The 22726-nt window shown below is 70.2% G+C and carries 21 protein-coding genes and 1 tRNA gene; 11 read left to right on the forward strand and 11 right to left on the reverse strand.

The window, feature by feature from the left end; all coding sequences use genetic code 11:
• Positions 1–20 precede the first annotated feature (20 nt).
• Genes zwf through pgl form a run of 3 tightly spaced genes read left to right on the forward strand, consistent with a single transcriptional unit; the run spans position 21 to position 3288 of the window.
• Positions 21–1571, forward strand: coding sequence for a glucose-6-phosphate dehydrogenase (gene zwf / locus KAF39_RS13240; RefSeq protein ID WP_210677662.1), 1551 nt, complete (start codon positions 21–23; stop codon positions 1569–1571).
• Entirely contained in the window at positions 1568–2503 is a 936-nt protein-coding gene (locus KAF39_RS13245; protein ID WP_210677663.1) for a glucose-6-phosphate dehydrogenase assembly protein OpcA, read from the forward strand. The genes zwf and KAF39_RS13245 overlap by 4 nt, the downstream gene beginning before the upstream one ends.
• 5 nt (positions 2504–2508) lie before the next feature.
• A complete protein-coding gene (gene pgl / locus KAF39_RS13250; RefSeq protein WP_210677664.1) occupies positions 2509–3288 on the forward strand; it encodes a 6-phosphogluconolactonase in 780 nt (259 codons plus the stop codon).
• On the opposite strand, the gene KAF39_RS13255 is transcribed toward pgl, so the two are convergent.
• Entirely contained in the window at positions 3282–4322 is a 1041-nt protein-coding gene (locus KAF39_RS13255; protein WP_246878730.1) for a DMT family transporter, read from the reverse strand. The two genes, pgl and KAF39_RS13255, sit on opposite strands and share 7 nt — an antisense overlap.
• Before the next feature lie 61 nt (positions 4323–4383).
• Between KAF39_RS13255 and def the strand changes: the two genes are divergently transcribed.
• Positions 4384–4950, forward strand: a complete 567-nt coding sequence (gene def, locus KAF39_RS13260; RefSeq protein WP_210677665.1) for a peptide deformylase — start codon at positions 4384–4386, stop codon at positions 4948–4950.
• A gap of 116 nt (positions 4951–5066) precedes the next feature.
• Complete coding sequence (locus KAF39_RS13265) at positions 5067–5582, forward strand: septum formation family protein (RefSeq protein ID WP_210677666.1); 516 nt, start codon at positions 5067–5069, stop codon at positions 5580–5582.
• Between the two features lie 67 nt (positions 5583–5649).
• On the opposite strand, the gene KAF39_RS13270 is transcribed toward KAF39_RS13265, so the two are convergent.
• Positions 5650–7062, reverse strand: coding sequence for a PucR family transcriptional regulator (locus KAF39_RS13270; protein ID WP_210677667.1), 1413 nt, complete (start codon positions 7060–7062; stop codon positions 5650–5652).
• A 114-nt stretch (positions 7063–7176) separates the two neighbouring features.
• Here KAF39_RS13270 and KAF39_RS13275 point away from each other — a divergent pair, with 114 nt between their 5' ends.
• Both KAF39_RS13275 and KAF39_RS13280 read left to right on the forward strand, forming a co-directional pair.
• Positions 7177–8274, forward strand: coding sequence for an alcohol dehydrogenase catalytic domain-containing protein (locus KAF39_RS13275; protein WP_210677668.1), 1098 nt, complete (start codon positions 7177–7179; stop codon positions 8272–8274).
• Positions 8275–8323: 49 nt separating this feature from the next.
• Complete coding sequence (locus tag KAF39_RS13280; RefSeq protein ID WP_210677669.1) at positions 8324–9760, forward strand: APC family permease; 1437 nt, start codon at positions 8324–8326, stop codon at positions 9758–9760.
• A 118-nt stretch (positions 9761–9878) separates the two neighbouring features.
• Here KAF39_RS13280 and KAF39_RS13285 read toward each other — a convergent pair.
• The 5 genes from KAF39_RS13285 to dusB form a co-directional block, all read right to left on the reverse strand.
• Positions 9879–9954: transfer RNA gene (locus KAF39_RS13285), tRNA-Asn, on the reverse strand.
• Positions 9955–10051: 97 nt separating this feature from the next.
• The gene (locus KAF39_RS13290; protein WP_210677670.1) at positions 10052–10825 is read right to left on the reverse strand and encodes an ATP-binding cassette domain-containing protein; all 774 of its coding nucleotides are present in this window, start codon (positions 10823–10825) and stop codon (positions 10052–10054) included.
• 36 nt (positions 10826–10861) lie between these two features.
• Positions 10862–12727 carry a DNA primase gene (dnaG, locus tag KAF39_RS13295; protein WP_210677671.1) on the reverse strand — a complete coding sequence of 622 codons (1866 nt, stop codon included), beginning with the start codon at positions 12725–12727 and terminating at the stop codon, positions 10862–10864.
• Complete coding sequence (locus KAF39_RS13300) at positions 12727–14112, reverse strand: deoxyguanosinetriphosphate triphosphohydrolase (protein WP_210677672.1); 1386 nt, start codon at positions 14110–14112, stop codon at positions 12727–12729. The genes dnaG and KAF39_RS13300 overlap by 1 nt, the downstream gene beginning before the upstream one ends.
• Entirely contained in the window at positions 14102–15256 is a 1155-nt protein-coding gene (dusB, locus tag KAF39_RS13305) for a tRNA dihydrouridine synthase DusB (RefSeq protein ID WP_210677673.1), read from the reverse strand. The genes KAF39_RS13300 and dusB overlap by 11 nt, the downstream gene beginning before the upstream one ends.
• 59 nt (positions 15257–15315) lie before the next feature.
• On the opposite strand from dusB, the gene KAF39_RS13310 reads away from it, so the two are divergent.
• Both KAF39_RS13310 and KAF39_RS13315 read left to right on the forward strand, forming a co-directional pair.
• Positions 15316–15810 carry a glutathione peroxidase gene (locus KAF39_RS13310; RefSeq protein ID WP_101845385.1) on the forward strand — a complete coding sequence of 165 codons (495 nt, stop codon included), beginning with the start codon at positions 15316–15318 and terminating at the stop codon, positions 15808–15810.
• 93 nt (positions 15811–15903) lie between these two features.
• Complete coding sequence (locus KAF39_RS13315) at positions 15904–17100, forward strand: metallophosphoesterase family protein (protein ID WP_210677674.1); 1197 nt, start codon at positions 15904–15906, stop codon at positions 17098–17100.
• Between the two features lie 63 nt (positions 17101–17163).
• On the opposite strand, the gene KAF39_RS13320 is transcribed toward KAF39_RS13315, so the two are convergent.
• Positions 17164–17838 carry a DsbA family protein gene (locus KAF39_RS13320; protein WP_210677675.1) on the reverse strand — a complete coding sequence of 225 codons (675 nt, stop codon included), beginning with the start codon at positions 17836–17838 and terminating at the stop codon, positions 17164–17166.
• A 52-nt stretch (positions 17839–17890) separates the two neighbouring features.
• On the opposite strand from KAF39_RS13320, the gene KAF39_RS13325 reads away from it, so the two are divergent.
• Positions 17891–18499, forward strand: a complete 609-nt coding sequence (locus tag KAF39_RS13325; protein WP_210677676.1) for an AAA family ATPase — start codon at positions 17891–17893, stop codon at positions 18497–18499.
• Here KAF39_RS13325 and KAF39_RS13330 read toward each other — a convergent pair.
• Both KAF39_RS13330 and recO read right to left on the reverse strand, forming a co-directional pair.
• Positions 18442–19242, reverse strand: a complete 801-nt coding sequence (locus KAF39_RS13330; protein WP_210677677.1) for an isoprenyl transferase — start codon at positions 19240–19242, stop codon at positions 18442–18444. The genes KAF39_RS13325 and KAF39_RS13330 overlap by 58 nt on opposite strands.
• On the reverse strand, positions 19239–19982 hold the full coding sequence (recO, locus tag KAF39_RS13335; RefSeq protein WP_210677678.1) for a DNA repair protein RecO: 744 nt from the start codon (positions 19980–19982) through the stop codon (positions 19239–19241). Before recO ends, KAF39_RS13330 begins: the two co-directional genes overlap by 4 nt.
• Positions 19983–20016: 34 nt before the next feature.
• Here recO and KAF39_RS13340 point away from each other — a divergent pair, with 34 nt between their 5' ends.
• Positions 20017–20709 carry a trimeric intracellular cation channel family protein gene (locus KAF39_RS13340; RefSeq protein ID WP_210677679.1) on the forward strand — a complete coding sequence of 231 codons (693 nt, stop codon included), beginning with the start codon at positions 20017–20019 and terminating at the stop codon, positions 20707–20709.
• Between the two features lie 73 nt (positions 20710–20782).
• Here KAF39_RS13340 and leuA read toward each other — a convergent pair whose 3' ends face one another.
• Positions 20783–22537 (reverse strand): 2-isopropylmalate synthase, encoded by a 1755-nt coding sequence (leuA, locus tag KAF39_RS13345; RefSeq protein WP_210677680.1) that lies wholly within the window; start codon positions 22535–22537, stop codon positions 20783–20785.
• Positions 22538–22726: the final 189 nt, after the last annotated feature.

Consider the following 22726-nt stretch of genomic DNA (forward strand, 5'->3'; position numbering starts at 1 on the left):
CCGCAGGAGAGCCTCCACCGATGTCTGTACCCATCTCGCGCGGACACAACCCGCTGCGCGACCCCGATGATCGCCGTCTCAACAGGATCGCGGGGCCCAGCGCCCTCGTGATCTTCGGCGTGACCGGTGATCTGTCCCGCAAGAAGCTGATGCCCGCGGTCTACGATCTCGCCAACCGCGGGCTCCTCCCCCCGGGCTTCGCGCTGGTCGGGTTCGCCCGGCGCGACTGGGAGGACCAGGACTTCGCGCAGGTCGTCTACGACGCCGTCAAGCAGCACGCGCGCACGCCGTTCCGCGAGGAGACCTGGACGCAGCTGCTGCAGGGCATCCGGTTCGTCTCCGGGGAGTTCGACAACCCGGACTCGTTCCGGAAGCTGCGGGAGACCGTCGAGAAGCTCGATGTGGAACGCGGCACGATGGGCAACCACGCCTACTACCTGTCGATCCCGCCGAAGGACTTCCCGCTCGTCGCGAAGCAGCTCAAGGACTCGGGCCTCGTGGGTGAGGATGCGGACGACGATGAGCGCTGGCGGCGCGTCGTCATCGAGAAGCCGTTCGGACACGACCTCGAGTCGGCACGCGCGCTGAACGCGGCCCTCGAGGTGGCGTTCCCCGCCGACTCGATCTTCCGCATCGACCACTACCTCGGCAAGGAGACGGTGCAGAACATCCTCGCGCTGCGCTTCGCGAACGAGCTGTACGAGCCGATCTGGAACCGGAACTACGTCGACCACGTGCAGATCACCATGGCCGAGGACATCGGGGTGGGCGGTCGCGCCGGGTACTACGACGGGATCGGCGCCGCACGCGACGTCATCCAGAACCACCTGCTCCAGCTGCTCGCGCTCACCGCGATGGAGGAGCCGATCAGCCTCTCCGCCGAGCACCTGCGCGCCGAGAAGGAGAAGGTACTGGCCGCCGTGCACGTGCCGGACGACCTGTCGCTCGCCACCGCGCGCGGGCAGTACGCGGGCGGCTGGCAGGGCGGCGAGAAGGTGACCGGCTTCCTCGACGAGGAGGGGATGAACCCCGAGTCGACGACCGAGACCTACGCGGCCATCAAGCTCGAGATCGACACCCGCCGCTGGGCGGGCGTGCCCTTCTACCTGCGGACGGGCAAGCGCCTCGGACGCCGCGTGACCGAGATCGCTGTGGTCTTCAACCGCGCACCGCAGCACCTGTTCGGTCGTGGCAACGCCTCGGAGCTCGGCCAGAACGCGCTCGTCATCCGCGTGCAGCCCGACGAGGGCGTCACGATCCGGTTCGGATCCAAAGTCCCGGGCAACGGGACCAACGTCCGCGACGTCACGATGGACTTCGGCTACGGCCACGCGTTCACCGAGGCGAGCCCGGAGGCGTACGAGCGGCTGATCCTGGACGTCCTGCTGGGCGACCCGCCGCTCTTCCCCCGGCATGAAGAGGTCGAGCTCTCCTGGAAGATCCTCGACCCGGTGGAGAAGTACTGGGCCGCCCAGGGCGGTCCGGTGGAGCAGTACGCGCCCGGCTCGTGGGGACCGGCTTCGGCCGACGACCTGCTGGCCCGCGACGGACGAGTCTGGAGACGCCCGTGATCATCGACCTTCCCGACACGACCGTCAGCCAGGTCGCGAAGCAGCTCGTCAAGGTGCGCGAGGAGGGCGGCGCCGTCGCCCTCGGTCGCGTCCTCACGCTCGTCATCTCCGCGCGCAAGGGCGTCGCGGAGGCGGCGATCGACGCCGCGAACGATGCCTCCCGCGAGCACCCCATGCGGGTGATCGTGTTGACCACCGGCGACGGCGAATCCCGCCTCGACGCGCAGATCCGCGTGGGCGGCGACGCCGGCGCGAGCGAGGTCGTCGTGCTGCACGCCCACGGTGATGCCGCGAGCAACGAGGAGAGCCTGCTCACCGGCCTCCTCCTGCCCGACGCCCCGGTCGTGGCATGGTGGCCCGACGAGGCCCCGACCTCCCCGGCGACCTCGCCGCTCGGCCGCATCGCCCAGCGCCGGATCACCGACGCCGCCACGTCCCCCGACGTGCGCGACCGGCTCGCGCTCCTCGGCCGCACGCACGCCCCGGGCGACACCGATCTCGCGTGGACGCGGCTCACCCACTGGCGCGAGCAGCTCGCGGCCGTCCTCGACCAGCCTCCGTACGAGACCATCACCGCCGTGGAGGTGCGCGGCGCCAGCGCCTCGCCCTCGACCGCGCTGCTCGCCGCGTGGCTGCAGATGGCGTTGGACGTCCCCGTCCGCTGGTCGTACGAAGACCCGGAGCACTGGCAGGAGGGCATCAAGTCGGTGCGTCTGACCCGCGAGTCCGGTGACATCCTGCTCGAGCGCCCCTCGCCCGGCGTGGCCGTCCTCACCCAGCCGAACCAGCCCGACCACGATCTCCACCTGCCGCGGCGCACGCTGCGCGAGTGCCTCGCGGAGGAGCTGCGCCGGCTCGACCCCGACGTCCTGTACGGTCGAGTGATCACGGAGGGCTGGGAGAAGCTCGGCCCGCCCGAGACAGGAGAGTGACGTCGATGCCGGGATCGTCCGCAGAGAAGCGGGTCGTGGTCGAAGCCACCCCGACTGCTCTCGCCCTCCGGGTCGCCGATCGCTTCCTCACCCGCGTCCGGGCGCGCACGCGCAACGGCCGTCTCGCTCACATCGCGTTGACGGGCGGGTCGATGGGTGGTGCCGTGTTGAGCGCCGTGCGTCAGAATCCGCGCGCCGCGGAGATCGATTGGTCCCTCGTCCACTTCTGGTGGGGTGACGAGCGCTATGTGCCGCAGCACGACGGAGACCGCAATGCCCTCCAGTCCCGACAGGCGCTCCTCGACCACATCGCGGTCCCCGCGGAGAACCTGCACGAGGTCGCCGCGTCCGACAGCGGACTCAGCCTCGACGAGGCCGCAGCGGCCTATGCCGCGGAGCTGGCCCGCTTCGGCACCGACGAGCACCCGTGGCCATCCTTCGCGGTCTGCTTCCTCGGCGTCGGACCCGACGGCCACATCGCGTCGCTGTTCCCCGACCGCGAGGAGGTCACGGTGACCGACTCCGCGGCCCTCCCCGTCCGGGACTCCCCCAAGCCGCCGCCCGAGCGCGTGACGCTCACTCGTCCCGTGCTCAACGCCTCCAAGCGCGTCTGGCTCGTCCTCACCGGTGCCGACAAGGCCTCGGCGCTGGGCCTCGCCCTCGCCGGCGCGAGCTACACGAGCGTCCCCGCCGCGGGGGCGAAGGGGCGCAAGCGCACCGTCTTCTTCGTGGACGAGGCGGCGGCGGCCGAGGTCTCCCCCGACCTCATCGATCAGGCTTACTGAGCGTCGGGGTCGCGCGGCTCCCGCGCGTCCGGCTGCTCGGCCGGAGACGTCGGGCGCGGAGCCGACGGCGGGGCCGGGTCGCTCCCGCGCGTGATGCCGAGGTCCTGGCTCTCGCTGAGGACCTGCGGGTGGTAGCGCGCGAGGCCGACGACGCCCCACACGGCGATCCCGCCCGCGATCGCGAAGATGATGAAGACCCACCACGGCGCGGCTTCGGCCTCCCCCAGCACGAGCATGCCGATGAGCACGGCCACCATCGGGTCGACGACGGTGAGACCCGCGATCACGAGGTCGGGCGGTCCGGAGCTGTAGGCCGTCTGGACGAAGTAGGCCCCGACCGCGAAGGCCGACAGCAGCGCGAGCAGGCAGATCGCGGTGATCCACTCGAACTGCCCCGCCTCGATGCGCTTGATGATGACTTTGGCGAGGGTGGCGACGAAGCCGTAGAGGATGCCGGCGGCGATGATGTAGAACAGCGCACGCATGCGGTGACGGAGGATCAGCCAGCTGGCTCCCAGCACGATGATCACGACGAGCAGGAGCGCGAGGATGACGAACAGCTCCCGGTCGGTGACCTCCTTCTCCGTGGCATAGATCGCCGCGAAGAACACGAAGAGGAAGATGCCGCCGACGCACGCCACGATGGCGGTCATCGACTGCTTCGTCGGCGAATGGCCGGAGATCCGGGCGTTGAGGAGGGTGGTGATGACGAGCGCGATGGCACCGAGCGGCTGCACGACGATGAGGGGCGCCTTGACGAGCGCGGCGAGCTGACAGATCACGGCCAGCCCGAGCATCAGCGTCCCGAGGATCCAGGACGGACGCGTGAGCAGGCGCTTGAGCTGATCGAAGCTGAGGCCTGCGGTGCCGTCGGCGCCGCTCAGGCGCTCGACCTTCTCGACGCCGCGGTGCTGGTACTGCGCCCCGAGGGACATGAACACCGCACCGGCGAGGGCCAGCGGGATCCCCAGGAGCAGCCCGGGGTTCTGGAACGCTCCGACCAACTGGTCGCCGACGTCCTCGACCGTCCCCATCCACACCCCTGCGCTCACAGTACGACCCTACCCGCAGAGTGGCGCCGACTAGGGTTGTGACGTGGCTGTCCTTCCGATTCGCATCATGGGCGATCCCGTCCTGCACTCCCCCGCCTCCCCCGTCGAGGCGATCACGGACGAGGTGCGCACCCTCGTCGCCGACATGTTCGAGACCATGGACGCCGCCCCCGGCGTCGGTCTCGCCGCTCCGCAGGTGGGCGTACCGCTGCGCATCTACACGTACTCGTACGTGGACGACGACGACCGGCCCTGGCGCGGCGTGCTCATCAATCCCGAACTGTGGATGACGCCCACCGAGCCCGGTGCCCCCGACCCGGAGCTGGAGTCGGAGGGGTGCCTGTCGTTCCCCGGGGAGCGCTTCCCGCTGCGACGCGCGGATCGGGTGCGCGTGACGGCCACGGATCTCGAGGGCGCTCCCGTGAACATCGAGGTCGACGGCTGGCGTGCGCGGATCATGCAGCACGAGTTCGACCACCTCGACGGCGTGCTCTACATCGACCGCCTGTCGGACTCCGACTGGAAGACCACGCAGAAGATCGCGCGCAAGCGCGGGTGGGGTCGTCCGGGGGCGAGCTGGCTGCCGGGAGTGGACGATCTGGAAGGCTGACTGCGTTCAGCCGGCGCACAGTATTCTTCGAGTTGCGTCATAGACTCCGGGCACTATAGCGTGTTCGCGGCGGGGATATTCAGCATGCCCCGTGACTCGCTTTGAAGGGGTATTCCATGATGAAGTCGCGCACCCGTCGCGCACTCGTGCTCACCGGTTCGGCCGTCGCCGTCTCGCTCGCCCTCACCGGCTGCAGCGCGATCAACAGCATCCTCGGCGGAGGAAGCGCCGACGCCACCCGCGACGAGAAGACCGGCCAGGTCACCGAGAGCGCCAACATCGACGTCTTCTCGGTCAAGCTCGGCGACTGCATGCTCGAGACCGGCTCCGGGATGCTCACCGACGCGAACGTCGTGCCGTGCGCCGAGCCGCACGACGAAGAGGTCTTCTACGAGATCAAGATGGAGGACGGCGAGTACTCCGAGGACGCCATCAGCGCCGCGTCCGAGGGCTGCATCGGCGACGCCTACACCTCGTTCGTCGGCGTCAGCTACCAGGAGTCCGCTCTCGACGTCACCACCCTGACGCCGAGCAAGGACTCGTGGGAGCAGGCCAACGACCGCGTGATCCAGTGCATCATCGTCGACCCGGCCGGCCAGGTCGAGGGGTCGCTGAAGGGCGCTGCGCGCTGATCCGACCGCGTCACTGCGAAGGGCTCCGCCACGAGGCGGGGCCCTTCGTCGTTCCCCCTCCCGGTCGTCACCCGTCGGCGGCGCGCAATGCGAGCCAGGCGGCGACGCGGTCGTCCGGATCGGAGAGCGACAGCCCGAGGAGATCCTCGATCCGCCGGATACGGGCCGTCAGCGTCTGACGGTGGATCCGCAGGCGGGCCGCGCTCTCGCTCCACGCGCCGTGGGACGCGAGGAAGACCCGGAGCGTGTCGAGGAGTTCGGCCGACCGCTCCGCACCGCGCAACGGGTCGAGGAGGCGGGCCAGCCGACCGGTCTGGTCGGCGTCGAGAGCGCCGAGCACGAACGACACCGTCGGGATGGCCTCATACCGGACGACGCGTTCGCCCCCGGTGCGCGCGGCCTCGCACGCGTGCCGCGCCTCATCGATGCTGCGCGCGAGCACGTCGGTGCCCGCCGGACGACCGAGCCCGAGATAGAGCGTCGAGGCGAACGCCCTGGCCCGGTGCGCGATCTCTTCTGCATGGTCCTCGCGCACCACGCCGTGGACCACGCCGCGCTGCGAGGTGAAGACGTGCTCGGCGCCGAGCTCGTCGAGCCAGAGCGCCAGGAGATGCTCGACGTCGACGCCGCTGGTGCGCGACGCCAACGCGAAGCCCCTCAGCACGCGCTCGTGCACGCCCCAGCGCCGGAGCAGGCGGGTCGCCTCGTCACCGCCGTGGCGCACGGTCTCGAACATCATCGAACGGCCCAGGCGCTCCAGGTGGCTGCTGTCCCGCGTCCGCATCAGGAGGTCGAGCAGCGCCGCGGCCTGGGAGCTGAGCTCCCGCCCGCGTCCCGAGCTGTCGTTGCGCGGCGCGGTCACCAGCTGCGCACTGATGTCCTGGCCCGGTCCGACCGGATGCACCTGCAGGGCACGATGCCGCACGCGCACGGGGCGTCCGACGGCGACGGCGATGGCATCGTCGATGTGCAGGCTTCCGGCGCCGGCCGTGGTGATCACCTCGCCGTGGCGATCCAGCAGGACGGCCCATCCGTCGATGCGATGCGCCAGCTCCGCGATGACGCCGGTGATGCCGCTGCGGCGCGCGGCGAGCGTCAGCACGCGCATGGCCGAGGTGATGGCCCGCGCCTCGGCGGCCTGGTCGACGGCGAGAAGGGAGGTCAGGGTCGGCCCGAGGAGCGACGGTGCCGTCGGCGCTCCGACCATCGCGGTGATACCGGCGGCCTGCAGGACGCTGCGAAGGCGCGGACCGTCGGCGCTGGTGACCACCACGGCCTCCCGCAGGGCACCGAGACGGTCGTGATCGGCGTCGACGATCGCATGCTCCTCGGCGATGACGAGGGTCGCATGGAGCGCGTCCACGGGCGGGCCGAAGGACGCGAAGTCGAGGACCGCGTTCACGGGGCGTCCGTCGGGAACGGCGCCGGGCAGCAGCGCGGCGCGGAGGGAGCGGGCCACGGAGGCGACATCACGAGCCACCCCCTGATCATACAAGTTGTCGAACGCGCCGTTACCTATTCACACATCTGTCGGATGCCGAGGGGTTCCGCTCTCTCCTAGCATCGTCCGCATCCCCACTTCCCGAAGGATGTCATGAAAGCTGTTGTCTTCCGCGACCCGCAGTCGCCCATCGAGTTCGTCGACGTCGACCTCGCCCCGCCCCGCGCCGGAGAGGTCCGCGTGCGCATCGCCGCGGCCGGCGTGTGCCACTCCGACCTCCACGTCAAGCGCGGCGAGTGGGATGCCGCCGCTCCCCTGGTCATGGGCCACGAGGGTTCGGGCGTCGTCACCGAGCTCGGCGAGGGCGTCACCACGCTGGCCGTGGGCGACCACGTCGTCCTGAGCTGGGTGCCCCCGTGCGGCGAGTGCCGGTACTGCCGAGCCGGACACGAGGCCCGGTGCCAGAAGGTCGCGACCGTCGTCGCTCCCCTCGGCGTGCTCTTCGACGGGACGTCGCGTCTGAGCCGCGACGGCGAGCAGCTGCACCACTACCTCGGCGTCTCGTCGTTCGCGGAAGAGGTCGTCGTCCCGGCCTCCGGCGCGGTCAAGGTGCGCGATGACGCGCCGCTCGACGTCATCGCCGTGGTCGGCTGCGCCGTCGCGACCGGTGTCGGCGCCGTCCTGAACACCGCCGCCGTCGAGCCGGGGTCGACCGTCGCCGTGATCGGCTGCGGCGGCGTCGGGCTGAACGTCGTCCAGGGCGCCCGCCTCGCCGGTGCCGAGCGCATCGTCGCGATCGACGTGCGTCCCGAGAAGACGCAGATGGCCCTGCAGTTCGGCGCGACCGACCGCATCGACGCCTCGCAGGGCGACGCCGTCGCCCAGCTCCGGGAACTCATCCCCGACGGCGTCGACTACGCCTTCGACGCGATCGGCCGGACCAGCACCACCGAGCAGTCCATCCAGATGCTCGGTCTGGGCGGCGCCGCCGTCATCGTCGGACTCCCGCCGACCGGAGCACGCGCCTCGTTCGAGCCCCTCGTCCTCGCCGAGGCCGACCAGCGCATCCTCGGCTCCAACTACGGCTCGGTGCGGCCGTCGATCGACGTGCCCGCCCTGGTGGACCGCTACATGGACGGCCAGCTGAAGATCGACCCGCTGATCTCCGGGCGCCGCCCGCTCGCCGAGGCCGCCGCGGCCCTTGACGACCTCGAGGCCGGCTCCGCCCTCCGCACCCTCCTCATCCCCTGACCGCCGTCCGCGGTCGCCCCCCCCCCTGAAACCCGAATCCAGGAGAACCATGTCAGACACCGTCGTCGCCCCGCCTGGCGCCCCGAAGGACGCCGGTCTCCGCACCGGCGTCATGAGCGGGCCGGAGCTCGCCGCCCAGGCCATCGCCAACATCGCCCCCAGCGCCGTCATCGCCTTCACCGCGGCGGCCATCTTCCTCGGCGCCGGCAACGGCACCATCTACGCCTTCGCCCTCGCCACGATCGTGATCCTGTGCGTCGGCTACTGCGTGGTGGTGTTCGCCCGCAAACACGCATCCGCGGGGTCGCTCTACACGTACGTGTCGAAAGGCCTCGGCCCGTTCGGCGCCTTCCTCGCCGGCGTGACCCTGCTCATCGGCTGCTTCGGAATCGCCGCGGCCTCCCTCAGCGGCTCGGTCAGCTACATGGCGCAGTTCCTGAGCATGCTCGGCCTTCCGGCCCAGGGCCTCGGCTGGGACATCGGCCTCGCCATCGTGCTCGGCGGCCTCGCCACGCTGTTCACGATCCGCGGCATCCGCCTGTCCGCGCGGGTATCGCTCGTGCTTGAGCTCATCTCCGTCGGCATCATCCTCGTGCTGCTGATCGCCGCCCTCGCGTGGGCCGGGCCGGCCGCCTGGGATCCCGCGCAGGTGCTCGCCACCGGCTCCTCGTTCCAGGGGGTCGCGTCCGGCATGGTGCTCGGCATCCTCGGCTTCGTCGGCTTCTCGTCGGCGGATGCCCTGGGGCGTGAGGCGAAGGAGCCCTACAAGGCGATCCCCCGCGCCATCATGTGCAGCGCCCTCGGTGTCGGCGTCCTCTACGTGTTCGCCGCCTACACGCAGATCGCCGTGCTCGGTGACGACCTCGCCACCGCCGCGAGCCCGCTGGAGAGCATGTCCGCCCTCATCGGGATGCCGGGCTGGTTCGCCGCCGTCCTGACGTTCGGGGTCTCGGCCTCGTTCTTCGCGGTCGTCGTCGCCCCGCTGAACGTGATCGGACGCATCGTCTACGTGATGGGCAAGGAGGGCGTGGTCGCGGAGCGGTTCGGCCGGACGCACGAGCAGCACCTCACCCCGCATCGCGTGCTCATCATCGCCGGGGCCGCGGCGGTCACGGTCGACATCGTGCTGCTGCTCGCCGGCGCCGCGACCGGTGACATCCTCGTCTGGGTCAACACCTGGGGCACCTACGGCTACATGGTCGCGTACGCCCTCGTCGCCATCGCCTGTGTCGTCTACACGCAGCGGGCGAAGATGCGGAACGGACTCGTGAAGGTGTGCGCGACGGTGGCCGTCGTCACGATGGCGTACGTCTTCTTCGCGAACGTCTGGCCGGTCCCGGCCTTCCCGTACAACGTGATCCCCTACGTGTTCCTCGCGGCCGTCGCCCTCGCCCTGACCCGGTACGCGTGGCTCGCCCGCCGCCGCCCGGACGTCATCGCCCGGATCGGCAACACCGAGACGAGCGCCATGGAGGGCGTCGGCTGATCGCCCCCACCCGTACGAAGAGCCCCTCCGTCCGGAGGGGCTCTTCGCGTCCCGGGCACCGCCGGAAACAAGCCCCGGACATGAGAGAAGCCCCCTCCGAGGAGGGGGCTTCTCTCATTGGCTCCCCGGCTTGGACTCGAACCAAGAACCTGCCGGTTAACAGCCGGCTGCTCTGCCAATTGAGCTACCGAGGAATGTGCACCGCTGTGCGGGCAACTCGTCCAGCTTAGCAAACTCCGGAGCGTGCTCGTGACACCGGGGCGCCTTTCGCGGCCGTCGGGCGTGTCGCGTTCAGCGGCGGGAATCGGACTCCGCGTTGGGCACCCAGAGCAGGTCCTTGCCCACCCCGCGCGCCACCACATGCCCCCCGCGGAGCATGAGGGTCTCCGCGTTGAGCTCGCGGATGAAGTCGGCGTCGTTGGTGACGAGGAGAGCCGCCATGCCCTCCTCCTTGCGGCGTCGGGTGATCGCGTCGAAGACGACGGGTCGGACCTCGAGGTCGAGGTTGGCGAGGATCTCGTCGGCGATGAGCACCCGGGGCTCCAGGACGAACGACCGGGCGATCGCGACCCGCTGCCGCATCCCCGCACTGAGCTCGTACGGGAACTTCGCCGCCGTGCCGAGCGGCAGATGGAGTTCGTCGAGGAGCGTCGCCACCCGGATCGACAGCGCGCGCGTGTTGACGCGCCGCTCGCGGATGAGGATCGGCTCGGCGATGATCTCGTTGACCGTCAGTCGCGGCGGGAGATCGGCGCCCGCCCCCTGCGGCACGAAGCCGGTGCGGTACGTGAGCAGCCGGTGCTTGCGACCGGGACGACGGATGTCGACCCCGCACACCTGCGCGCTGCCGCCCACGACCCGGACCGAGGGGTCGGTCGACCCGGCGAGAGCGGCGACGAGCGTCGACTTGCCCGAACCCGTGGGGCCGGCGACGCAGATCAGACCGCCGGGCGCGAGCGAGAAGGTCACCCCGTCGACGGCGCGATTGGGCGTCCCGTGGCCGATCCGGTCGATGACCAGATCCGAGCACTCGATGGCGTTCGGGGATTCGGGCGTCCGGGGCATGTGTCCATCCTGCCGTCTCGCGTGCCGCCGCTCCGGTTACGACTCGGCGAAGAACCGCTGGCGCTCCACGTCGATGTCGCGCAGCCGCACCCGCAGCGCACGCCCGCCATCCGAATCCGCGGGGACACGCTGCACGGCACCCAGGAGCTCCTGCTTCTCGTGCTCCAGCTGGCGCAGCACGAGGCGCCGGGCGAGGTCGGTCGCGGAGGCCACGGCCCCCGCCTCGTCCCGCGCGGGGAACGGCGTCATCAGGAGTTCACCGGCGAGCGACCGATAGGGCTCGCGCACGCTGTTGACCGCGTCGGTCACCCATCCGGGCCGGCTGCGGTCGGGAGCGGCCGCGACCGCCTCGCGCACCGCATCGAGTCCCGGCGTGCGGAACGGCTCGGCGAGGGCCCGCGTCAGCAGCGCCGCGTCGACCTGGTGTCCGTACTGCAGAGCCCCCATGAGCGCATCGCGCTCCACGGCGACGTCAGGCGAACGCGGGAGGCTCGCCAGCGTGACGGCGGCCACGACCGGGGCTCCCGTCGCGGGATCGACGCGCGGGGCGGACTCGCGACGCGTCGGCGGCGTGGTCTGGGCGCCGCGCGCGGCGCGTTCGACCTCCCCGTGCACCTCCGTCGGATCCATGCCGAGCCGCCGGGCGAGCACCCGTTCGTAGCCCGGACGCAGCAGTCGGTCCCGGATCTCGGCGACGATCGGCGCCGCGGCGCGCAACGCGCCGACCCGCCCCTCCACGGTGGCGAGATCGAAGCCCGCGAGCTTGCGGTCGATCGCGAACTCGAACATCGGCTGCTTGGCGTCCATCAGCCCGCGCACCGCCGCGTCCCCGCGTTGCAGCCGGAGGTCGCACGGGTCGAGGCCGTCCGGTGCGACCGCGACGAACGTCTGCGCGTTGAACCGGTCGTCCTCCGTGAACGCCCGCAGCGCGGCCTTCTGCCCCGCCTCGTCGCCGTCGAAGGTGAACACGACCTCGCCGGATGCGTTGTCGTCGCCCATGACCCGGCGGAGGACCTTGATGTGCTCCGCGCCGAAGGCGGTGCCACACGTCGCGACCGCCGTCGTCAGGCCCGCCAGGTGGCAGGCCATCACGTCGGTGTACCCCTCCACGACGACGACGCGACGAGGGTCGCCGCGGGAGATGTCGCGCTTGGCGAGATCGAGCCCGTAGAGCACTTGGGCCTTCTTGTAGATCGGCGTCTCCGGGGTGTTCAGGTACTTCGGGCCCTGATCGTCGTCGAAGAGCTTGCGGGCGCCGAAGCCGATCGTCTGCCCCGACACATCCCGGATCGGCCACACCAGGCGCCCACGGAACCGGTCGTACACCCCGCGTTGCCCGGTCGAGACGAGCCCGGCGGTGCTCAGCTCCTCACGCGTGAAACCCTGCGCGGTGAGGGCCTTGAGCATGCCGTCCCAGCCCCGCGGGGCGAAGCCGACACCGAAGTGCGCCGCCGCCCCCGCGTCGAAACCGCGCTCACCGAGGAACCGGCGCGCGGCCTCGGCGTCCGGCGACAGCAGCTGGGAGCGGAAGAACTCCGCGGCGGCGGTGTTCGCCGCATAGAGGCGGCTGCGGCCGCTCGTCTCCGGCGCCGCGCCCCCGTCCTCGTAGTGCAGGGTGTAGCCGATGCGCCCGGCGAGCCGCTCGACCGCCTCCGTGAAGCTCACGTGATCCATCGCCCGCAGGAACGAGTAGACGTCTCCCGACTCCCCGCAGCCGAAGCAGTGGTAGTACCCGACCTGCTGACGCACGTGGAAGCTGGGGCTCTTCTCGTCGTGGAAGGGGCACAGGCCCTTGAGCGAGCCGACCCCCGCGGACTTCAGGGCGACGCGCTCCCCGACGATGTCGGCGATGTTCGTGCGGGCCTTGACCTCGTCGACGTCGGCCTGCCGGATGCGGGGCATCAGTGCACGCCTTCAGCGACAGGGCGCCTCTCGACAGGGGTCCGCGCGCCGGGGCGCGCGTGACGCGGCGTCCAGATGCCGACCTCCGCGGGGTCGATCTCGCCGACCAGCCGGTTGTGCCAGTCGATCGCGCTCTGGTCCGTCAGACTCGCGATCTGATCGACGACGACCCGCGCCCGCTCCGCATCGCTCTCCGCGGCGACGAAGTCGGCGGCGAATGCCGGCTCCAGCACATCGGCCCCGGCCGACCAGAGGGTGTCGGTCGACCACAGGGCGTCGGCCAGGCGCTTGAGCACCCGGCGCTGCTCCTTGTACACGCCCTTTCTCGCGTCGATCGTGACGATCGCCTGCCCCATGATCCCCTTGAGGACGGCGATCTCGACCTCGACGACCCGCGGCACGATGACGTGGGCGTTGTAGCGGACCAGGGCGGTCCCCCCGAAGGCGTCACGCGTGGCGGAGACCGCCGCACGGGCGAACCGGCCGATGAGATCGCTGGTCAGGTTCTTGAGGCGGGCGAGGTCCTGCCGGGAGCGGTCGAACGAGGCGAGCCACATCGGCTGCGAGGCGAGCCGGTAGAGCGCGTCGGCGAGCTCGTCGCGGGTGAAGTCGTAGCCCACCCACTGCTGGATCCGGCTGAGCAGCGCCTCGTGCGCCGCCGGGTCGGCCAGCTGGGCGACGTCGACGTAGCCGTTGACGATCGCGTCCTCGAAGTCGTGCACCGAATACGCGATGTCGTCGGACAGATCCATGATCTCGGCCTCGATGCAGCGCAGGCGCCCCGGCGCCCCCTCGCGCATCCACCGGAACACCGCCTCGTCCTCCGGGTAGACGCCGAATTTGAGCCGTCCTCCGGGGTCGGGCACGGGGCTGTCGACCGTCCACGGGTACTTGCAGGTCGCGTCCAGGCTCGCGCGGGTCAGGTTCAGTCCCACCGAGGAGCCGTCGGCGTCGAGCACCTTCGCCTCCAGGCGGGTGAGGATGCGCAGCGACTGGGCGTTGCCCTCGAAGCCCCCGATCGCCTCGGCCCACTCGTTCAGCGCGCGCTCGCCGTTGTGACCGAAGGGCGGATGGCCGAGGTCGTGGCTCAGACATGCCGTGTCGACGACGTCGGCCGAGACACCGAGCGCCGCCGCGAGCTCCCGGCCGACCTGCGCCACCTCGAGCGAGTGGGTCAGGCGGTTGCGGGCGAAGTCCGCCGTGCTCGCCGGGCTCAGCACCTGGGTCTTGGCCGCGAGCCTCCGCAGCGCGGCGGAATGCAGCACCCGGGCGCGGTCGCGGGCGAAGTCGTCGCGCTCGGAACGGTGGGTCTCCGCGAAGAAGCGCTCCGCGTCGCGCACGTCATAGCCGTCGGCGCGAGAGCCGACCCGGGGGTCATCCGCCACTGTTCTCGATCTCCGCTCCACGCATCATCTCCGAGGCCGACGACGCGAGCTCGCGCGACTCCAGCCACTTCTCCGGGAGGGCCGTCCGCTTCGGATGCCCCGCGCGTCCGCGCTGGCCCTCCGCGTCGGCACCGGGGTACGGGGCCGAGCGATCCAGTCGGCCCAGGAGATCGTCGATCTCCTGCAGACTCGACGCCGTCGCGAGGCCCGTCCGGATGTCGCCGCCCACCGGATAGCCCTTGAAGTACCAGGACACGTGCTTGCGGATGTCGCGGCACCCGCGATCCTCGTCCTCGAAGAACTCGACGAGGAGTTCCGCGTGCCGCCGGAAGGCATCCGCGACGAAGCCGAGCGTCGCGTCGACCGTCTTGCCCTCTCCCCCGAAGGCGAGGGCGAGCTGACCGAAGAGCCACGGGCGTCCGAGACAGCCGCGGCCGACCACGACGCCGTCGCAGTCGGTCTCCGCCATCATGCGCACCGCGTCGTCGGCCGACCAGATGTCGCCGTTGCCGAGCACCGGGATGCTGGTGACGGCCTGCTTCAGCTCGCCGATCGCACTCCAGTCCGCGTGGCCGGAGTAGAACTCGCTCGCGGTGCGGGCGTGCAGCGCGACCGCGGCGGCCCCCGCGTCCTCCGCGGCGCGGCCGGCGTCGAGGAACGTGAGGTGGTCGCGATCGATGCCCTTGCGCATCTTGACGGTGAGGGGGATGTCTCCCGCGGCCTTGACCGCCTGATCGACGATGTCCGCGAAGAGCCTCGACTTCCACGGCAGGGCGGCGCCGCCGCCCTTGCGGGTCACCTTCGGCACCGGGCAGCCGAAGTTGAGGTCGATGTGGTCGGCGTGATCCTCCGCGACGATGATGCGCACGGCCTCCGCGATCGTCTTCGGGTCGACGCCGTAGAGCTGGATGGAACGCGGCGTCTCCGACTCGTGGTGCCGGATCAGACGCATGGTCGTCTCATTGCGCTCGACCAGCGCGCGGGATGTGATCATCTCGCTCACGTACAGGCCGGCGCCGTACTCCCGGCACAGACGCCGGAACGCCGTGTTCGTGATGCCGGCCATGGGCGCGAGCACGACCGGCACGTCGAGGTCGATCGGGCCGATGCGGAGGGGGCGGGCGGGGGCGGTGGCGACAGTCATGACGTGTCCATTCTCCCAGACCCGGAGCCGGTGGGGATGCGGCGACCTAAGCTGTGCATATGACCGATTCCGCGCTCCGTTCCATCCCCTTCACCGACGCCCAGGGGCAGGAGAAGACTCTGGACGATCTCGGCGCCGACGTGGTGCTCGTGGTGAACGTCGCCTCCAAGTGCGGCCTCACCCCGCAGTACGAGCAGCTCGAGGAGCTGCAGCGCCGGTTCGGCGACCGCGGTTTCACCGTCGTCGGGTTCCCGTGCAACCAGTTCTTCGGTCAGGAGCCCGGGTCGGTCGACGAGATCCTCGAGTTCTGCTCCACCACGTACGGCGTCTCGTTCCCGGTGAACGACAAGGTCAAGGTCAACGGCAAGAACGCCGCCGAGCTATACAAGGCGCTCAAGGAGACTCCGGACGCCGGCGGCAAGGCCGGGCGGGTCGAGTGGAACTTCGAGAAGTTCCTCGTGCTGCCCGACGGCGACGTGCTGCGGTTCCGCCCGAAGCAGAAGCCCGACGCGCCGGAGATCGTCGAGGCCATCGAGGCGGCACTCACCCGCTGAACCCGGACCGTTCACCTGCCGGTCCCTCCGTCGACACTTCGCCTCCCTAGTCTCGCCGCGGCGATACGCGCCCGGAGACGAAGGAGACCACGCATGCCCGACCGACTGCCCCTCAGCCGGCGAACAGTCCTCACCGCGGGAGCGCTCGGCGCGCTCGGCACCGCGCTCCCCCTCGGCACGACTGCCGCCACGGCGGACACGGTCGCGGCCGCGCCCGGTGCGGGCCCCGCACGCGCCCTGCGGTTCCGCGCCGCCGGCACGTTCCGCGTCGTCCAGTTCAACGACACCCAGGACGACGAGCGCACGGACCGCCGCACCGTCGAGCTGATGGGGAAGGTGCTCGACCGGGAGAAGCCGGACTTCGTCGTCATCAACGGCGACGTCATCACGGGCGGATGCGAGACGAGGCTCGCGGTGAAGCAGGCGATCAACAACGTGGTCAGCCCGATGGAGTCCCGCCGCATCCCGTGGGCCGTCACGTTCGGCAACCACGACGAGGACTCGCTGCCGCAGTCCGGCGTCGACGAGGCGGGGATGCTGAAGATCTACCGCTCCTACGAGTACAACGTCAACGCCGAGAACACCCGCGGGGTGACGGGCACGAGCAACACGATCGTGACGATCGGCTCCGCGGCGAAGAAGAACCGCGAGGCGTTCGCCCTCTGGCTGATGGACTCCGGCCGTTACGCACCGGACGCCATCGCCGGACAGGACTTCGCCGGCTACCCGGCATGGGATTGGCTGCGCATGGACCAGGTGGCCTGGTACCGCGACCAGTCCCAGCGGCTGGAACAGCGTCGGGGGCGCAAGGTCCCGGGCCTCATGTTCCTGCACATCGCGCTCTGGGAGCATCGGTTCATGTGGTGGGGCGGAGTGAACACCCGCACGGCAGCCGATGCCGCCCGCGGCAAGGCCCGCCACGGCATCGTCGGGGAGCGCAATGAGGATGAGTGCCCCGGGCCGTTCAACTCGGGGATGTTCAACGCGATCCTCGAGCGGGGAGACGTGAAGGGCGTGTTCGTCGGGCATGACCACGTCAACGATTACATGGGCGACTACTACGGCGTCCTGCTCGGCTACGCTCCCGGAACCGGCTTCGGTGCGTACGGCCTCGACGGCGCGGAACGGAACCGCCTGCGCGGCGCCCGCGTCTTCGAGCTGACGGAGACGGGCGACGAGGTCGCGATCGCGACCCGCGTCGTCTACGCCCGGGACCTCGGCATCGACCTCACCGCGAACGATCAGCCGATGGAGCCGCTGCCGCTGGCTCCGCGTCAGCAGCGTCTCTGAGGGCGGACGGCGACGACGGCGGGGACCCCGACCCGGGTCCCCGCCGTCGTCCGTCGGCCGGTGTCAGGCCTCGACCGCGTCAGCGCGCTGCGACCACAGGTCGCGGATCACGTTCTCGAACGCGGCCGGCGGCTGGGCGCCGCTGATGCCGTACTGCCCGTCGACCACGAAGAACGGCACACCCTGGATCCCGTAGGCGCGGGCCTGGGCCTGGTCGCGCCGCACGTCGGGGAGGTACTGCTCGCTCTCGAGTGCGGCGCGGGCACGGTCGGCGTCGAGTCCGACCTCGGCGGCCAGCGCCACGAGGTCGTCGATGCGCCCCACGTGCTTGCCCTCCGTGAAGTACGCGGACATGAGCCGCTCCTCCATCTCGTGCTGTCGGCCCTCCGCCTTCGCGAAGTGGAGCAGTTCGTGCGCCTTCACCGTGTTCGTGTGCTGCAGGAGGTCGAACCGGTACTGCAGTCCGGCGTCGGCGGCGACGTTCGTGACGTTCGCCAGCATCTGCTCGACCTGCTCCCGCGGCATCCCCTTGTGACCGGCGAGGAAGTCGACCTCGTCGCCGTGGAAGTCGACGGGCGTGTCCGGCGAGAGCTCGAACGAATGGAACGTGACGGTGACCTGCGGGGCATCCTCGTCGGCGGCGACCGCTTCGAGACCCTTCTCGAGGTTGCGCTTGCCGATGTAGCACCAGGGGCAGGCGATGTCGGACCAGATGTCGATGGAGATGGGTTCAGTCACACTCGGAGCAACCACCGATCGTCCCGACGTATTCCGTCGTTAGAATCCTCTGATGCTCTCCGCCGACGACCCCCTCCCCTTCCGCCCGCAGCGCGTCCTCGTCGCCGGCGTGACCGGATCGGGAAAGACGACGCTGGCCGGACGGCTCGCAGCCCTGTGGGATCTGCGCCACGTCGAGATCGATGCGCTCTTCCACGGTCCGGAGTGGACGCCGCGTCCGGAGTTCCTCGACGACGTGCGCGCGTTCGCGGCCGAGGACCGCTGGGTGACCGAGTGGCAGTACACGAGCAAGGGCACCGACGCGATCCTCACGCCTCGCGCACAGCTCGCGGTCTGGCTCGACTACCCCTGGCCGGTCGTGCGGACGCGCCTCCTCCGGCGCACGCTCCGGCGCAGCGTCATGCGCACCCGGTTGTGGAACGGCAACGTCGAGAAGCCCATCTGGCGGATGCTCCGGGGCACGCCGGAGGAGAACATCCTCGCGTGGCAGAAGGCCACGCTGCACAAATGGGCCGAGCGCTTCCCCGAGGTGCAGGAGCGCTTCCCGCACCTCGTGATCGTCCGTCTGACGCACCCGCGCGAGACGGAGCGGTGGTTGCGCGCTCAGGCCGAGGTCGGGGTGTCCACGGCACCGCCGAAGCGCCGGTCGCGCGAGAGGTAGACGCCGATCGCCCGCCACAGCTCCTCCCGCGAGAAGTCCGGCCACAGCGTGTCGAGGAACACCATCTCCGCGTAGGCCGACTGCCAGAGCAGGAAGTTGGAGGTGCGCTGCTCGCCGGAGCTCCGCAAGAACAGGTCGACGTCCGGCATGTCCGGCACATACAGGTGACGACGGATCATCTTCTCGCTGATCGCGTTCGGCTTCACCCGGCCCGCGGCGACGTCCGCGGCGATGGCCCGCATCGCGTCGACGAGCTCCACCCGACCGCCGTAGTTCACGCACATGGTGAGGGTGAGCACGTCGTTGTCGCGGGTCAGCTGCTCGGCGTACTGGAGCTCCTTGATGACACTGCCCCAGAGCCGCGGCTTCCGCCCGGCCCACCGCACCCGCACGCCCCACTCGTTGAGCTGATCGCGACGGCGGTGCAGCACATCGCGGTTGTACCCCATGAGGAAGCGGACCTCCTCCGGGGAGCGTGCCCAGTTCTCGGTCGAGAACGCGTACACGGAGAGGTGCTTCACCCCCGCTTGGATCGCTCCGGCCACGACGTCGAGCAGCACCTCCTCCCCCGCCTTGTGCCCTTCGATGCGGCTGAGACCGCGCCGATTGGCCCAGCGGCCGTTGCCGTCCATGACGATCGCGACATGTTCGGGCACCGCGGGGAAGGCCGGCGGATACACACCGGTCCAGTCGAGCGGCCGGTAGGCCACGGCGTCCTTGTGCGTGTAGGGCTTCGGGCTCACCGTGCTCCTTCTCCGGGGGTGGACGAGACATGCGCGAGCGACCGGATGCCGCGCTCCAGGTGCCACTGGGCATAGGCCGCGACGAGGCCGGAGGCCGCAGCCGTGTCGGCGTGCGGTGCGGCGTCGATGAGGTCCCAGTCACCGCGGATCAGTGCCCGGAGCAGCGTGAGGGTCTTCTCGGCGATCCGAGGACTTCCGGCGGGGGCGTCCGCCTGGCAGACCAGCCCGCCGAGCTGCGCGACGAAGACCGTGTGGGGGCCGGGCGCCCCGCAACGGGCGCAGTCGTCCAGCGACGGCGCCCATCCGGACAGCGACATGACCCGCAGCAGGTACGAATCGAGGATGCTGCGCGGGGCATGCTCCCCCCGGGACAGGGCGCGGAGGCCGCCGACGAGGAGGAGGTACTGCTCCGGGGTGGCCTCGGCGTCGCTGAGCCGATCCGCCGTCTCGACCATCGCGTTCGCGGCGGTGAAGCGGTCGTAGTGCGCGGCGATGTCCGTGCCGTAGGCGCCGAGCGACTCGGCCTGCTGCACGATGTCGAGCGAGCGCCCTTCGTAGAGCTGCACGTCCGCGACCATGAACGGCTCCAGCCGGGAACCGAACTTCGAGGAGGTGCGGCGCACGCCCTTCGCGACCGCGCGCACCTTGCCGTGCCGTCGGGACAGCATCGTGACGATGCGATCCGCCTCCCCCAGCTTGTGGGTGCGCAGGATCACCACTTCGTCTCGGTAGGTGGGCACCCTTCGATTATCCTCCGTGCGGGACAATGGACGCGTGACCGAACCACTCTTCACCATTCCGCTGTGGGCGGACCTCCTCGGCGTGGGGCTCGGCGGGGTGCAGGGCGCGATGTTCGCCTCGGGTTTCCAGGGCCAGCAGCGGCTGGACTGGCTCGGGGTCGCCATCATCGGGATCATGATCGGGATGGGCGGCGGCCTCATCCGCGACATCCTTCTCGGGCAGACCCCCGCCACCCTGCAGAACCAGTGGTACCTCGTGACCGCGGCAGGCGCGGCCCTGGTCGGCATGCTGCTGGGCGGGTTGTTCACCCGCCTGAACGCGGCCATCGTGGCGCTCGACGCCGTGGTGATCGGCATGTTCGGGGCCTTCGGCACGAGCAAGGCGCTCGCCTTCGGCATCCCCGCGGTTCCCGCGGTCTTCATCGGCGTGTGCGCCGCGGTCGGCGGGAGCGTCCTCCGCGACATGCTGATGGGCCTGCCGACCGCGATCATGCACGTCGGGTCCCTGTATGCGGTCGCCGCGGCCGTCGGCTGCACCTTCATCGTGGTGGCGAGCGGCCTCGGCATGGCGATCCCGCTCGCTGCCGTCATCGGGATCGTCGTGACCGCCGTCATCCGGATCCTGGCGGTCATCTTCGACGTCTCGCTGCCGGAGCAGCGACGCCTCCACCGCCGCAAGGTCGCCGTGGAGACCGGCACGATCGGGATCATCCGACCGAAGAGCTGACCCCCTGCGTTCGGATCGCGCGATCGGTCGTGTTCCGCGGGCGGATACGACCAATCGCGCGACTCGGAACGGGTCAGACCGCGGCGAGCTCCTGCTGGCGGGTGCGGATCGAACGGTTCACGCCGGACACGATCGCCTTGAGCGACGCCGTCGAGATGTCACCGTCGATGCCCACGCCCCACAGGCGCTGGTCGCCGACCTGCAGCTCGACGTACGCGGCCGCCTGCGCGTCGCCGCCGGCGCTGAGAGCATGCTCGACGTAGTCGTACACCGTGATGTCGAAGCCCTGACCACGCAGCACCTCGACGAACGCGGCGACCGGACCGTTGCCGTTGCCCGAGACGGAGACCTCCTGGTCATCATCCCGCAGCACGACGTCGAGCACGACGTCGCCGGACATGTCGCTCCGGGTCTGCGTGGCGAGCAGCTCGAAACGCCCCCACTTCGCCTCGGTGTCGGCGGCGGGGAGGTACTCGTCGGTGAAGATCGACCAGATCTGCTCGCTCGTGACCTCGCCACCCTCGGCGTCCGTCTTCGCCTGGACCACGCCGGAGAACTCGATCTGGAGCTTGCGCGGCAGATCGATCGCGTGGTCCGACTTCAGCAGGTAGGCGACGCCGCCCTTGCCCGACTGGGAGTTCACGCGGATGACGGCCTCGTAGGAGCGACCGAGGTCCTTCGGGTCGACGGGGAGATACGGCACGGCCCATTCGATGTCATCGACGGTGACGCCCTGCGCCTCGGCCTTGGCGGCCATGGCCTCGAAGCCCTTCTTGATCGCATCCTGGTGCGATCCGCTGAACGCGGTGAAGACCAGGTCGCCCGCCCACGGGCTGCGCTCCGGCACCGGCAGCTGATTGCAGTACTCGACGGTGCGCTTGACCTGGTCGATGTCGCTGAAGTCGATCTGCGGGTCGATGCCCTGCGTGAACATGTTGATGCCCAACGCGACGAGGTCGACGTTGCCCGTGCGCTCACCGTTGCCGAACAGGCACCCCTCGATGCGGTCGGCCCCGGCCATGTAGCCGAGCTCCGCCGCGGCGATCGCCGTGCCGCGGTCGTTGTGCGGGTGCAGCGACAGGATGACGTTCTCGCGGTGGTGCAGATGACGACTCATCCACTCGATCGAGTCGGCGTAGACGTTCGGCGTCGCCATCTCGACGGTCGCCGGCAGGTTGATGATCACCTTGCGGTCCGGCGTCGGCTCGAAGATCTCGATGACCTGGTTGCACACGTCGGCAGCGAACTCGAGCTCGGTGCCGGTGTAGCTCTCCGGCGAGTACTCGTAGTAGACCTGCGTGTCGGGGATGGTCTTCTCGAACTTCCGGCACAGGCGGGCGCCCTCGAGCGCGATGTCGATGATGCCCTGCATGTCGGTGCGGAAGACCACCTCGCGCTGCAGCACGCTCGTGGAGTTGTACAGGTGCACGATGGCCTGCTTGGCGCCGGCGATCGCCTCGTAGGTGCGGGCGATCAGATGCTCGCGCGCCTGCGTCAGGACCTGGATCGTCACGTCATCGGGGATCAGGTTCTCCTCGATGAGCTGACGCACGAAGTCGAAGTCGGTCTGACTCGCGGACGGGAAGCCCACCTCGATCTCCTTGTAGCCCATGCGGACGAGGAGCTCGAACATGACGCGCTTGCGCTCGGGGGACATCGGATCGATGAGGGCCTGGTTGCCGTCGCGGAGATCGACCGCGCACCAGCGAGGTGCTTCGGTGATGCGGGCGTCGGGCCAGGTGCGGTCGGGCAGGTCGACCGAGATCTGCTCGTGGAACGGCCGGTACTTGTGGATCGGCATCGCGGAGGGGCGCTGAGTGTTCTGCATGATGGGCTACTTCTCTTCGTCGATAGGGACGGGCCAACACAAGCGCCGCGACGAGGAAGGCCCTAGTGTCAGGACTCGTCGCGGCAGCTAAGAAGAAGCAGACCGCCGAAAGGCATGTGGTCATGCTAGCAGGCTCGCCGCGGGCGTTGCGACGTGGCGAGACGATGCGCGCTCCGACGACACTGGTGG

Source organism: Microbacterium sp. BLY (assembly GCF_017939615.1).
Taxonomy (GTDB): Bacteria; Actinomycetota; Actinomycetes; order Actinomycetales; family Microbacteriaceae; genus Microbacterium.